The organism is Rugamonas sp. FW305-51, from assembly GCF_058786935.1.
This window is the reverse complement of the sequence record NZ_JBYSZG010000103.1, coordinates 1,220-2,539: the sequence shown is the minus strand read 5'-3', so window position 1 is coordinate 2,539 and position 1,320 is coordinate 1,220. Positions and strand designations below refer to the sequence as shown.

Below are 1,320 nucleotides of genomic sequence, written 5' to 3'. Positions count from 1 at the left end.
CCATGACGGCCGGGCGCGACATCGCACTCGGCACGGTGACCACGGCCAGCGCCAGCAACCTGATCTGGGACGCCAACAACTTCCGCCACGACAGCGCCACGACGGAAGTGGGCAGCCAGATCCAGGCCACGGGCGGCATCGCCCTCAATGCCGGCGCCGACCTCAAGCTGCGGGCGGCCGACCTGCAGGCTGGCGGCGCCCTGAGCGCGCAGGCCGGCAACAACCTCGACATCACGGCCGGCGTGGCCACGCAGAAGAGCGACGTGGCGACCCAGCACATGGACACGGGCTTCCTGAAGAAAACGCTGGTCACCACGCGCGACACGCGCGACAGCAGCAGCGCCGTGGGCAGCAGCCTGGGCGGCGCGACGGTGGCGCTGGGGGCGGGGCATGACATCGGCATTACGGCCGGCCAGCTGACGGCCAGCGGCGCGCTGACGCTCGATGCCGGCCGCGACCTGTTGGTTACCAGCGCCGAACAGCGCGACAGCGAGCGGCACAGTTTGCAGGTAAAGAAGAGCGGCGTTGGCATCAGCTTTGCCTTGCCAACGCTGTTCAGCTATAACAAGAGCCAGGATGACAAGGCTGGGGACGGTGACACCGTCACGCAGACAGGCAGCGTGCTCAGTGGTGGCAGCGTGAGCGCCACCAGCGGACGCGACACGCTCGTCAAAGCCAGCACGGTGGTGGCCGACAACAATGTCAGCATCGCGGCCAAGGGTGACCTGAGCGTTGTCAGCGCGGCCAACCGGGACGCTGGCGACTACGCCACCAGCAGCGCCAAATCCGGCTCGATCGGCACCACCTTCCAGCCGGCGTTCGGCCAGGTCAAGGTCACGACCGACGGCAAGCACGACAATGGCACGCAGGTGGGTAGCCAGATCGCCAGCCTGGGTGGGAACGTCGACTTGACTGCCGGTGGCAAATATACGCAGACGGCCAGCCAGGTCCAGGCGCCGCAGGGCGACATTGGCATCGCGGCAAGGGAGGTGCTGGTCGACGCCGGCTACAGTACCAGCAACAGTAACGACCACACGACGTATGCCAAGACGGCCATTGGCGGGACGGTTAGCGTGCCGCTGCTGGATGCGGCGAAGGGCATCGCCAGCATGGCTACTGCCGCCAAGACAACGAAGGATGCGCGCATGCAGGCGCTGGCGGCCGTCAACCTCGCCGCCAGCGCGGCCGCTCTTGCCAAGACCGCCCAGGCGTTTTCCAACGGTATGGCAACGGGCATCAAGGTAAGTGTCAGCCTGGGTAACAGCAAGAGCCAGAGCAACACGGTGCAGAGCAGCGATGTCGCCGTTGGCTCGACCATCG

General features: G+C 66.7%; 1 protein-coding gene. It reads left to right on the top strand.

What is annotated here, in order from left to right; translation table 11 throughout:
- A partial coding sequence (locus tag AC3WOS_RS28435) for a hemagglutinin repeat-containing protein (protein ID WP_492720673.1) occupies positions 1-1,320 on the top strand: 1,320 nt, incomplete at both ends.